This is a genomic window from Phenylobacterium sp. LjRoot97 (assembly GCF_964254345.1).
Classification (GTDB): Bacteria; Pseudomonadota; Alphaproteobacteria; order Caulobacterales; family Caulobacteraceae; genus Phenylobacterium.
Genome location: NZ_CAXUTH020000001.1, coordinates 3,921,008 through 3,932,223, shown reverse-complemented (window position 1 = coordinate 3,932,223; position 11,216 = coordinate 3,921,008). Strand labels below are relative to the sequence as shown.

The window sequence follows — 11,216 nt, the reverse complement described above, 5'->3', positions numbered from 1 at the left end:
GGGGCGCGCAGGCCTCAGATCGACCGGGCGACCACTTCCTTCATGATCTCCGAGGTGCCGCCGTAGATGCGCTGGACGCGGGCGTCGCGCCACAGCCGGGCGATCGGGTACTCGTTCATGTAGCCGGCCCCGCCGTGCAGCTGCAGGGCGATGTCGCAGGCCTCCCACTGCAGCTCGGTGTGGAACAGCTTGGCCGCCGAGGCTTCGGCGGCGTCGAGCTTGCCGGCCACGTGGCGGGCGATCGCCCAGTCCAGGTGGGCCCAGCCGGCCTGCAGCTTGGCCTTCAGGGCGGCCAGGGTGAAGCGGGTGTGCTGGAAGTCGAAGATCGACTGCCCGAAGGCCTTGCGGTCCTTGGTGAACTTCACCGCCTCGTCGAAGGCCCGCTGCGCCCCGGCCTGGCCGGCGATGGCGATCTGCAGCCGCTCCTGGGCCAGCTGGTTCATCAGATAGGCGAAGCCGCGGCCTTCCTCGCCCAGGCAGTTGGTGATCGGCACGCGCACGTCGTTGAAGAACAGCTCGGAGGTGTCGGCCGAGTTCTGCCCGACCTTGTCGAGGTTGCGGCCGCGCTCGAAGCCCGCGGTTCCGCGCTCGACCAGGATCAGCGAGATGCCCTTCGAGCCCAGGCTCGGATCGGTCTTGGCGACCACGATCACCACGTCGGCGTTCTGGCCGTTGGTGATGTAGGTCTTGCTGCCGTTGAGGACGTAGTGGTTGCCGTCGCGGATGGCGGTGGTCTTCACGCCCTGCAGGTCCGACCCCGTGCCGGGCTCGGTCATGGCGATGGCGGTGATGATCGCGCCCGAGACCATGCCCGGCAGCAGCCGCTGCTTCAGCTCCTCCGAGCCGTAGTTGATGATGTAGTCGACGGTGATGTCGGACTGCAGCGTCACGCCGGCCGACGAGCCGGCATAGGACAGCTCCTCGCCGATCACCGCGTTGTAGCGATAGTCGAGCTCCAGCCCGCCGTACGCGGCCGGGACCTGCGGGCAGAGCAGGCCCGCCGCGCCGTAAGCCTTCCAGAACTCGCGATCGACGATGCCGGCCTCTTCCCAGCGGTCGAGGTGCGGATAGAGCTCCTTGTCGAAGAACTTGCGCACCTGGTCGCGGAACAGGTCGAGGTCGGCGTCATAGGCCGTGCGGCTGGCGGTGGAGAGCATGGTGGCGGTCCCGAGGCTGTCGTCCCCGCCGTTCTTCCATGGACGCCGCGGCGCGCAAAGATTGACCCCGCGTCAGTGCGGCGTCTGCGCCTAGAGCGTGATCTCGCAGGCCGACATGATCTCGGCGCGCAGCTCGGGGATGCCGTGGCCCTTCTCCGACGAGGTCGCCAGCACCCGCGGGAACGCCGCCGGCCGCTTGATGATCGCCGCCTCGGTGCGCAGGCGCACGGCCTCGACCTCGGCGGGTTTCAGCTTGTCGGCCTTGGTCAGGATGATCTGATAGGAGACCGCGGCCTTGTCGAAGGCGGCCATCGGGTCCTCGTCCACCGCCTTCAGGCCGTGGCGGGCGTCGATCAGCAGATAGGCGCGCTTGAGGTTGGCGCGGCCGCGCAGGAAGTCGCGGCCGAGGTTCTGGAACTTCTTCACCTCGACCTTCGAGGCCTTGGCCCAGCCATAGCCGGGCAGGTCGACCAGCCGCAGGCGGTCGTCCAGCACGAAGAAGTTCACCTCGCGGGTGCGGCCCGGCTCGTTGGAGGCGCGGGCCAGGCCCTTGTGGCCGACCAGGGCGTTGATCAGCGACGACTTGCCGACGTTGGAGCGGCCGGCGAAGGCGACCTCGGGCAGGTCGCCCGGCGGCAGGCCGTCGACCGAGACCGCTCCCATCAGGAAGCTGGCCTGCCGCGCGAACAGAATGCGCGCGGCCTCCAGTTCGTCCTCGGTGAAGAGCGGGTCCTGGCTCACCCGACTTCTCTCGGCTTGCCGGTGACCTTGGCGATGATCTGGTCGATCGGGTTGTCCACCTTGAAGCGGCGCATGATCACGTACTGCTGCAGGATCGTCAGCACGTTCGACCAGGTCCAGTAGATCAGCAGGCCGACCGCGAACGGGGCCATGATGAAGGTGAACATCACTGGCATGAACTGGAAGATCTTCTGCTGGATCGGGTCCGGCTGCGGCGGGTTCATCGCCGTCGAGAGGTACATGGTGACGCCGTAGAGCAGCGCCATCGGGCCCAGGTGCAGCAGGTCGGAGTTCAGGATCGAACCGATCACCGGCACGTTGGCCGGGTTGTAGGGGATCAGGCCGAACAGGTTCCAGATCGTCAGCGGGTCCTTGGCCGAGAGGTCCTGGATCCAGCCGAAGAACGGCGCATGGCGCATTTCGATGGTGACGGTCAGCACCTTGTAGAGGCCGTAGAAGACCGGGATCTGCACCAGCATCGGCAGACAGCCGGTCAGCGGGTTGATCTTCTCGCGCTGGTACAGGGCCATCAGCTCCTGCTGCTGTTTGGCCGGGTCGTCCTTGAATTTCGCGCGCAGCGCTTCGACCTGCGGCTGCGCCTTCTTCATCTTGGTGAGCGACTCGTAGCTCTTGTTGGCCAGCGGGAAGAAGATCAGCTTCACGGCCACGGTCAGCAGCAGGATGGCGATCCCGAAGTTGCCGACCTTCTGGAAGATGAAGTCCAGGAACATGAACATCGGCCGGGTGATGAACCAGAAGTTCCCCCAGTCCACGGCCATGTCCAGGTGCGGCACGCCGAGCTTGGTCTCGTATTCCTTCAGCAGCGGCACGGTCTTGGCGCCGGCGAACAGGCGGGTGACCTCGGTGACCTGCTTGCCGGCCGGGATGATGTGCGGGCGGCCGACATAGTTGGCTTCATAGATGTCGGCGGCGAGCGACTTGGTCACCCGGTACTGGCTCTGGATGTGTTCCTTCTGATCGGGGATCAGGGCGGTCAGCCAGTACTTGTCGGTGATGCCGGTCCAGCCGCCGACGGACGACACGTTGAGGCCGCCCTCCTTCAGCCACTTGGCGTACTTCAGCTGGCGCAGTTCGCCGCCGAGCCAGCCGATCGCGCCTTCGTGGACGATCTGGTTGCGGCCGAGGTCGGCCGGCACGCCCTGGCGCTGGACCGAGGCGTAGGGGGCCAGGGTCACGGAACCCGCGCCGGTGTTGGCCACGGTGTCGGTCACCGTGAACATGAACTTGTCGTCGACTTCGATCTTGCGCGTGAAGGTCAGGCCCTCGCCGTTCGAGGTGCGCAGCACCAGCGGCTGGCCGGGCGCGAGGGTCGAACCCTCGACCACTTGCCAGACAGTGTCGGCGTTGGGCAGCCCGGGCAGGTTGGCTCCGGTCCAGCCGAACTCGGCGAAGAAGGCGTGCTTGGCGCCTTCAGGGCGCAGCAGCTCGACCGGCGGCGAGTCCTTGGCCACCGCCACGCGGTAGTTGTTCAGGAACAGGTCGTCGATGCGCGCGCCGCGCAGCGAGACCGAGCCGGTCAGGGCCGGGGTGGCGATCGGCGCGCGGGCGCTGGCCGCGGCGGCGTCCTGGCGCGAAACCACGACCGGGCCGGGCTTGGCGCTGGGCGCGCCCGGCAGGGCGGGCGCCGCGCCCGAGGCGGCCTGCACTTCGGCGGCGGCGGCCTTCTGGCGCGCGGCCTCGGCGTTGCGCTTCTTGGCGGCCGGATCCAGCACGAAGAACTGGTAGGCGATCAGGATCAGAACCGCGCTGACCACGAAGATGATCGTGTTGCGGTTGTTGTTCTCTTGCATGGGGACGCGCGCTCAGGCGGAGGAAGAAGGGGCGCGCTGCGAGGCGCGGGACGGGCTGTCGCTTTCGGCCGCGAGGCTTATCAGCGCGGTTTTCACATCGTCAAGCAAACGCGGCCACGCCCGGGTGGGCGCGCCGTTGCGAGCGATCAAAACATAGTCAAAGCCGGGCTTGCCGAGTTGCGGCAAAATCGCCTGTGCGGCGGCGCGCAGGCGCCGCTTGGCGCGGTTGCGCACGACGGCGCCGCCGATCTTGCGGGTGGCGGTGAAGCCGACGCGAATGACGGGGGAGTCGTCGGCCCGATCACGGGCCTGCATCACCACCGCGCCCTTGGCGTGCGAAGACGCCCGCGCGGCGGCGAGAAAGTCCGAGCGCTTCTGAATGCCTTCGATGACTTTAGGGGCGTCGGTCATGCCGACACCTCAGGCTCTAAGACGCGGATGCGTCTTAGGCGGTCAGGCGCTTGCGGCCCTTGGCGCGACGGCGAGCCACGATCTTGGCGCCGTTCTTGGTCGCCATGCGCGCGCGGAAACCGTGACGGCGTGCACGCACCAGTCGGGACGGTTGGAAAGTCCGCTTCACGAGATCAACTCCGGTATAAAATTGAGCGGCGGTCTCTAAGGGAGCCTTGGAGAGGAGTCAACCTTCTCCTGCGTTTTCAGGCCGCCAGGGTCAGGATTACCGGTCCGCGCTTGGTTGCGACCAGGGTGTGTTCGTACTGGACGGTCGGTTCGTGGCCCGGCGGGGTCAGCGTCCAGCCGTCGTCGCCCTCCTCGACCCAGTCGGCGCCGAGTGACAGGAACGGCTCGATGGTGAACACCAGGCCCTCGTGAATCCGGCGGCGGTCGCCCGGCTCCCACCAGGTCGGAATCTCGGCCGGCTCGTCGTGCAGCGAGCGCCCGACCCCATGGCTGGCCAGGTTGGTGACCAGCGAATAGCCGTTCTTGTCGGCGAAGCCCTGGATGGCCTTGCCGACCTCGTTGAGCTTGGCCCCTGGGCGCACGGCGCGGATGCCGGCCCACATGGCCCGGCGGCCGTCTCGGCACAGGCGCTCGATGTTCGGCTTGACCGGCGGCACCGCGAAGCTCGCCCCGGTGTCGCCGAAGAACCCGTTCAGCTCGGCCGAGACGTCGATATTGACCAGGGTCCCGGCTTCGATGCGGCGGTCGTCGGGAATGCCGTGCGCGCAGTCCGGAGCGACCGAGATGCAGGTCGCGCCCGGAAAGTTGTAGGTCAGCTCCGGCGCCGAGCGGGCGCCTTCCAGCTCCAGCATCTGGCGGCCCAGCTGATCGAGCTCGCGGGTGGTGATGCCCGGCTCCAGCGCCTTGCCCATGGCCTCCAGCGTGCGCGCGACCAGACGGCCGGCGGCCTTCAGGCCCTCGAGTTCGTGTTCGTGTTCGACGGTCATGGGCTGAGTATATAGGTCAGAGATCGGGCCGCACGATGGTCTTGCCGACGACTTTGCGCTCGGCCAGCGAGTCGAAGGCCGCGCGCCAGTCGCTCAGCGGATGCTCCTGGTCGACCCGCGGCTTCATCTGCGCGGCCAGGTCCCAGATCGCCGCCTGGTTCTCGCGGCCCTTCTCGGGGAACTGGCGGCCGTACTCGCCGGCCCGCACGCCCATCACCGAGAAGCCCTTGATCAGGGCCATGTTGACCGGCAGCACGGGAAGCCGGCCCGAGGCGAAGCCGACCACCAGCAGGCGGCCGTCGAAGGCGATGCAGCGGGTGCTCTCGTCGAACACGTCGCCGCCGACCGGATCGTAGATGACGTTCGCGCCGCGCCCGCCGGTGATCTCCTTGACCTTCTCACGGAAGCCGCCGCTGACGTTGACCACGGCGTCGGGCTGATACTCGCGCTGCACGATGGCCAGCTTGTCGTCCGAGGCGGAGGCCGCGATGACCTTGCAGCCCAGGTGCTTGGCAAGGTCCACCGCCGCCAGGCCGACGCCGCCGGCCGCGCCGTGCACCAGCACCCACTCGCCCGGCTGCACCGCCGCGCGGCGCACCAGCGAGACGTAGGCGGTCAGGTAGGCGGTGGCGTAGCCCGCCGCCTGGCTGAACGACAGCCCCTCGGGCTTGCGGCGCAGGCCAGCGGCCGGCGTCACGGCATACTCGGAAAAGCCGCCGATCCGCGCGCCGCCGACAACGGCGTCGCCGATCTGGAACTGGTCGACGCCCTCGCCCAGGGCGCTGACTTCGCCAGCGATCTCCATGCCGGGAATGAACGGCAGCGGCGGCTTGTGCTGGTACTCGCCCCGGGTCTGCAGCAGGTCGGGGAAGTTCACCGCCGCGGCCTTCACGCGCACCTGCACCTCGCCCGGGCCGGGGACCGGGGTCTCGACTTCCTTCAGGACGCAGCCGCCGTACTCAGGCTTCAGTTCCTCAACCAGCAGCGCGCGCAATACGTCCCTCCAGACCTTCGCGGACCAGGCCCGCAATCTCCCGACACGCCACGTCGGCGCACGGCACCACGCCGGTGAAGGCGGTGAACCCGTGGGCCATGGCGTCATAGCAGCGATAGACCACCGGCACGCCGGCCGCGCGCAGGCGCCGGGCGTAGGCCTCGCCCTGGTCGACCAGCGGGTCGAAGCCGGCGGTGACGACGACCGCGGGCGCGAGCCCGGCCAGATCGTCCTGGCGGATCGGCGACAGCCGCGGATCGGCCGGGTCGGCGTCCGGGCCCATATAGTGCCCCATGAACCAGTCCATCGTCGCCCGCGACAGCGGAAAGGCCTCGGCATAGGTGGTCATCGAGGCGGTCTGGCTGGCGACGTCGACGCACGGATAGATGAGCAGCTGCAGGGCCGGCTGCGGCTCGTCGGCGCGGGCCAGCTCCTGGCAGACCACGGCGGCGAAGTTGCCGCCCATGGAATCGCCGCCGATCATCGCCTGACCGGCCGGGGCGCCGAACTGGGCGGCGTTGTCGCGGACATGGCGATAGGCCGCCAGCACGTCCTCCAGGCCCGCCGGAAAGCGATGCTCGGGGGCCAGGCGGTATTCGACTGACACCACCGGCGCGCGGGCGACCTTGGCCAGGATGCCGCAGAAGGCGTGGCTGGTGTCCAGGTCGCCGATCACGCCGCCGCCGAAGTGCGCGAAGACGATGGCCGGCGCGGCCGGATCCTGCTGCTCGGGCCTGTAGAGGCGCGCGGGGATGCCCCGCTCGCCCCCTGGGATGGTCAGGGGCTCGACGCGGACGCCGGGCTCCGGCCGCCCCCCATAGACCTTGCCGCCCTCGGCGGTGGTGCGGCGGGCCTCTTCAGGCGACAGGGCCGTCATGGCGGGCATGCGCGCGGCCTGGGCGGCCATGAACTGGAACCGCGGGTCCAGGGTGCGCCCGCCGCGATAGACGGCCGCGCCGCCGGACATCAGGCGCAGGATGGGAGCGGGCAGCGAGAGGAGGGTTCTGGCGAGGGCGCGCTGGACGTTCGCCACCCCGCCTAGTCCTCTGCCCGTCGCAGGCCGTTCAGGCCGCCTTGGATCATCGCCACCGCGAACTGGGTGGCGCCCTTGGTGTCGATCGGGCGGCGGGCCAGCATCTTCTCGCCAACGTCGCGGGCGACGGCGATGCAGGCGGCGGCCAGGTAGTCGGGGTCGGTGACCGGGGCGCCGCCGTTGGCCATTTCCTCGACGATGGCTTCGCGGACCTCGTTGAAGACGGCCGCCATCTCAGGCGTCTCGCCGTGGACGTGGGGCTGGGTCTCGCCGGGCGGGCGCTGGCTGAGCCAGCTCTTGTGCGCGTCGGCCAGGAACAGGAAGTAGGCTTCGATGGCGGCGTTCAGGAACTCTTCCCAGCCGGCCGACTGGGCCCGGTGCGCCTTCAGCAGCGGCGCGAACTGCCGCGCGCCCTCGCTGGCCAGGGCCAGGTACACTTCGTCCTTGGATTTGAAGTAGTTGTAGAAGGTGCCCGCAGCCAGGCCGGTGCCGCGGATGATGTCGCGCACCGTCGCGGTTTCGTAGCCGAGCTCGCCGAACACCTTACGGGCCGCGTCGAGGATGGCCTGCCGGTTGGCGACCTTGGTCAGTTCGCGCTTGCCGGCGGGAAGATAGGCGACTTCGGACATCTCAGGCCTGACTCGGAAAGGTGACGCCCGTCATATTACGTCCAGCGCGGGCCGGAAGCCAAGGCGAAGAAACGCTCCGGGTTCGGAGTGATGGGCTATCTGCGGGCCGCGGCGGCGCAGTTGCTGCGGCACTGGCTCCAGTGCGGCGCGCAGTCCTCCGCCGTCTCGGTCGACAGGCAGGCATAGTAGTCGCTGGCGCAGGTCAGCCGGCAGCGATCGGCGTTGGCCGGGCTCGGGGCCAGCGGCGCGATCAGCGCCGGCAGCGCCTCGGTCGGCTGGGCCGCGGCGGCGGCGACGGGACGCGCCGGCTCCGGCTGCACGGGTCCGCGCAGGGCCTGCTGAGCGTTCGCCGGCCACGCGGCCAGGGCCAGGATCAGCAGGAGCGGGGCGATACGCATGGCGAAGGCTTGGGCCGCCGCGCCTTAAGGGGCGGTTAACCATGCTCAGACGGTGCGGGCCGCGCGATCCTTGGCGTTGGTGGCCTGGATCGCTTCCTTGGCCGCCGTCCACTCGCTGTCGCCCCAGCCGGTCAGGCGCGAGAAGTTGCCGCCGGAGGCCTGCCACGCCGCGCCGTCGATGGCGATGGTCTGGCCGTTCACATAGGCCGACAGCGGATGCAGCAGATAGACCGCCAGGTTGGCCAGCTCGCGCATGTCGCCGACCCGCCCCATCGGGTTGCCGCTCATGTCGGAATAGGCGCCGCCGGTCTCTTCGCCCTGGCTGGGATTGAGCCGCGCGCTCATGCCTTCGGTCGGGAAGGGACCGGGGGCGATGTTGTTGAAGCGGATGCCGTGCTGGCCCCATTCCACGGCCAGCGATTGGCTCATGGTGGCGATGCCGGCTTTGGACATCGCCGAGGGCACGGTGAACGGCCCGCCGTTCCAGATCCAGGTGGTCAGGATCGAGATCACCGAGGCGCGGCGCCCTTCGGCGATCCAGCGCTTGCCGCATTCCAGCGTCACGAAGAACGAACCGCGGAACACGATGTTGGCGATGGCGTCGAAGCCGCGCGGCGACAGATCCTGGGTGCGGCTGATGAAGTTGCCGGCGGCGTTGTTGACCAGGCCGCTCAGCGCGCCGCCGTCGGCCCAGATCGTGTCCAGCATCTCGCTGATCGCCTCGGGCACGCGGATGTCGCAGGCCAGGCCCACGCACTTGCCGCCGTGGGCGGCCATCAGGTCCTTGGCGGTCGCCTCGACCACCCCGCCGCGGCGGCCGCAGATATAGACCTCGGCGCCCAGCATCAGCAGCGCCTCGGCCATCACCTTGCCCAGGCCGGTGCCGCCGCCGGTGATCAGGATCCGCTCGCCGGACATCAGGCCCGGCTTGAACATCAGGTCGTCGGCGGTGAACTGGGCCATGGCGTTTTCTCCCGTTGCGGCGGGAACTGCGCATGGCCTGACGCCGCGTCGGTCAAGCGGGACGCGGCGCAACGAGAAAGGGGCCGCCTCGCGGCGACCCCTCCGTTCCTGGACGTCTTCTTATCTCTAGAATTCTTCCCAGCTGTCCTCGTCGGCGTGGGTCGCGGCCGCCAGGGCGGTGGCCCCGCGGGTGCGCGGCGCGGGCTGGCGGGTGCGCGGGGCGCCGACCGTGCGGGTCGCCGTCTGCACGCCGCCGCCGGTGACCCGGAAGCGCGCGACCAGCCGGGCCAGTTCCTGCGCCTCGTCGGCCAGCACGCGGCTGGCGGCGGTCGACTGCTCGACCATGGCGGCGTTCTGCTGGGTGACCTGGTCCATCTGGTTGACCGCGGTGTTGACCTGGCCGAGGCCGAGGGCCTCTTCCTTGGCGCTGGCGGCGATCTCGCCGACCACGGTCGAGATTTCGCCGACCTGGCGGACGATGCGCTCCAGCGCCTTGCCGGTCTCGCCGACCAGGCTCACGCCCGAGGCGACCTGCTGGCTGGAGGCGCTGATCAGGGTCTTGATCTCCTTGGCCGCTTCGGCCGAGCGCTGGGCCAGGGCCCGCACTTCCGAGGCGACGACCGCGAAGCCGCGGCCGGCCTCGCCCGCACGGGCGGCTTCGACGCCGGCGTTCAGGGCCAGGAGGTTGGTCTGGAAGGCGATCTCGTCGATCACGCCGATGATCTGGCTGATCTGCTTGGCCGAGCTTTCGATCTGGCCCATCGCCTCGATGGCGCGGCCGACGACCAGGCCGCCTTCTTCGGCGTCGGTCTTGGCGGCGGCGACGGCTTCACGGCCGTGGCTCGCGCCTTCCGAGGTCTTGTTGACGGTGGCGGTGATCTCGTCCAGCGCCGCGGCGGTTTCTTCCAGCGTCGCGGCCTGGTGCTCGGTGCGGCGCGAGAGGTCGTCGGCCGAGGTGCTGATTTCGCCCGCGCCGGACTGGATCGAGGCGGTGGCGCCGGCGATGGCGGCCATGGCTTCTTCCAGCTTGGCCGAGGCGGCATTGAAGTCGTCGCGCAGCTTGCGGTAGTCGCCCGGGAACTCGGCGTCGAGGCGATAGGTCAGGTCGCCGGCGGCCAGGCTGTCGAGGCCGCGGGCCAGCGAGTTGACCACCATCGCCTGCTCTTCGGCGATCGCCGCAGCGGCGTCGGCGTTCTGACGACGGGTGACTTCGGCGGCGGCCTCGGTCTGCTCGTGCTCGACGCGCAGTTTCTCGAGGTGCAGCTGGTTGTCGCGGAACACGGTCAGCGACGACACGATCGCGCCGAGCTCGTCCTTGCGGGCCAGCTTGTCGAGATCGATGGAGCTGTCGCCACGGGCCAGGGCCTCGGTGGCGCCGGCGATCTGCTTGACGTCGCGGCGCAGCATCATGGTCAGCGCCCAGGCCAGGGCGCCGGCGATCAGCAGGGTCGCCACCGCGGCGACCATCTGGACCATCTGCGCGGTCTGCGAGCGGTCCTCGCTGGCCTTGGCGTTGGCGTCGGTCATCGCGTTGTTGGCGGCGACGATCTTGTTCAGCATGCCGGTCATGTTCGTGTATTCCTGCTCGAACGGAGCAGCAAACCCGGCGGCGGTGCTGAAGTCGGTGGTGATCATGGCCGCGATCACGTCGAGCGCGTCGCGGGTGCCCTTGAGGGCCTTGATCAGATCCTGGAAGGACTTCTTCTGAGCGGCGGGGGCCTTGGCCTCCATCGCCTGCACTTCCTTGGTGATGGCGTCGACCTCGGCCAGCAGTTCCTGGCTCTCGCCCTCGATCTTGTCAGTGTCGATCGACGCGGCCTGGTGGGTCAGCAGGAAGTAGAGCTGGCCATGGACCGCAGTAATGCGCTCCGAAATCTGCTGCAGGCGCAGGCCGTTGGGCAGGTCGGTGTGCACGACCTGCTTCAGGTCGGCGGCTTGACCGCGTTGGATGATGACGGCGCCGCCGGCCGTAAGGGCCAGCATCACCAGTGCGAAAGCAGGCGCAAAGCCGATCTTCGCGATCAGCGGCAGGTCGACGAGCCGAAAGCGCTTCACCTAAGTTTCCCCCGACTAGGTAGTATCCT

General features: G+C 69.1%; 12 protein-coding genes. All 12 read right to left on the bottom strand.

Annotated elements, in window-relative coordinates; genetic code table 11:
• Nucleotides 1-14: 14 nt before the first annotated feature.
• Complete coding sequence (locus tag ACSQ2H_RS19505; RefSeq protein ID WP_436063028.1) at nt 15-1,157, bottom strand: acyl-CoA dehydrogenase family protein; 1,143 nt, start codon at nt 1,155-1,157, stop codon at nt 15-17.
• Between the two features lie 90 nt (nt 1,158-1,247).
• Nucleotides 1,248-1,898, bottom strand: a complete 651-nt coding sequence (yihA, locus tag ACSQ2H_RS19500; RefSeq protein WP_436063027.1) for a ribosome biogenesis GTP-binding protein YihA/YsxC — start codon at nt 1,896-1,898, stop codon at nt 1,248-1,250.
• A complete protein-coding gene (gene yidC / locus ACSQ2H_RS19495) occupies nt 1,895-3,709 on the bottom strand; it encodes a membrane protein insertase YidC (protein ID WP_436063026.1) in 1,815 nt (604 codons plus the stop codon). Before yidC ends, yihA begins: the two co-directional genes overlap by 4 nt.
• A gap of 12 nt (nt 3,710-3,721) precedes the next feature.
• Nucleotides 3,722-4,120, bottom strand: coding sequence for a ribonuclease P protein component (rnpA, locus tag ACSQ2H_RS19490; RefSeq protein ID WP_436063025.1), 399 nt, complete (start codon nt 4,118-4,120; stop codon nt 3,722-3,724).
• Nucleotides 4,121-4,154: 34 nt separating this feature from the next.
• Nucleotides 4,155-4,289, bottom strand: a complete 135-nt coding sequence (gene rpmH / locus ACSQ2H_RS19485) for a 50S ribosomal protein L34 (protein WP_056017364.1) — start codon at nt 4,287-4,289, stop codon at nt 4,155-4,157.
• Nucleotides 4,290-4,365: 76 nt separating this feature from the next.
• Nucleotides 4,366-5,115 (bottom strand): type I methionyl aminopeptidase, encoded by a 750-nt coding sequence (map, locus tag ACSQ2H_RS19480; RefSeq protein ID WP_436063024.1) that lies wholly within the window; start codon nt 5,113-5,115, stop codon nt 4,366-4,368.
• Between the two features lie 16 nt (nt 5,116-5,131).
• Nucleotides 5,132-6,109 (bottom strand): NADPH:quinone oxidoreductase family protein, encoded by a 978-nt coding sequence (locus ACSQ2H_RS19475; protein ID WP_436063023.1) that lies wholly within the window; start codon nt 6,107-6,109, stop codon nt 5,132-5,134.
• Nucleotides 6,090-7,142, bottom strand: a complete 1,053-nt coding sequence (locus ACSQ2H_RS19470; RefSeq protein WP_436063022.1) for an alpha/beta hydrolase — start codon at nt 7,140-7,142, stop codon at nt 6,090-6,092. Before ACSQ2H_RS19470 ends, ACSQ2H_RS19475 begins: the two co-directional genes overlap by 20 nt.
• 5 nt (nt 7,143-7,147) lie before the next feature.
• Nucleotides 7,148-7,771 carry a TetR/AcrR family transcriptional regulator gene (locus ACSQ2H_RS19465; protein ID WP_436063021.1) on the bottom strand — a complete coding sequence of 208 codons (624 nt, stop codon included), beginning with the start codon at nt 7,769-7,771 and terminating at the stop codon, nt 7,148-7,150.
• 95 nt (nt 7,772-7,866) lie between these two features.
• A complete protein-coding gene (locus ACSQ2H_RS19460) occupies nt 7,867-8,169 on the bottom strand; it encodes a hypothetical protein (RefSeq protein WP_436063020.1) in 303 nt (100 codons plus the stop codon).
• Between the two features lie 45 nt (nt 8,170-8,214).
• Complete coding sequence (locus tag ACSQ2H_RS19455) at nt 8,215-9,132, bottom strand: SDR family oxidoreductase (RefSeq protein ID WP_436063019.1); 918 nt, start codon at nt 9,130-9,132, stop codon at nt 8,215-8,217.
• Between the two features lie 126 nt (nt 9,133-9,258).
• The gene (locus ACSQ2H_RS19450; RefSeq protein ID WP_436063018.1) at nt 9,259-11,187 is read right to left on the bottom strand and encodes a methyl-accepting chemotaxis protein; all 1,929 of its coding nucleotides are present in this window, start codon (nt 11,185-11,187) and stop codon (nt 9,259-9,261) included.
• Between the last annotated feature and the right edge of the window lie 29 nt (nt 11,188-11,216).